1 pseudogene is annotated in these 242 nt (G+C 54.1%); it reads right to left on the minus strand.

The annotated features are described in order from the left end of the window. Positions 1 to 131: 131 nt before the first annotated feature. Positions 132 to 242, minus strand: a pseudogene (locus AB9F29_RS22745) (DDE-type integrase/transposase/recombinase); the annotation flags it as partial.

Consider the following 242-nt stretch of genomic DNA (forward strand, 5'->3'; position numbering starts at 1 on the left):
TCACTGCCAGGCGGATGATCTGCGGGCTCGTCTTGAAGTACTTGAATGGGTCGCGTTTTGTCATCCTGCGACGCTAGGCGTTCACCCTGCCCGCCTCAACCGGTTTTCTTCTGACAGTGCCCTGTGCCCTCATCGCGGCGCTTGGTGACGTAACTTTCCAACACCTCACCTTCATGATCAACCGCTAGCCATAAGTAGTGACGTTCGCCGTTTACTTTCAAAACAAACCTCATCTAGGTGCC

Source organism: Falsihalocynthiibacter sp. S25ZX9 (assembly GCF_041205405.1).
GTDB classification, from domain to species: Bacteria; Pseudomonadota; Alphaproteobacteria; order Rhodobacterales; family Rhodobacteraceae; genus Falsihalocynthiibacter; species Falsihalocynthiibacter arcticus.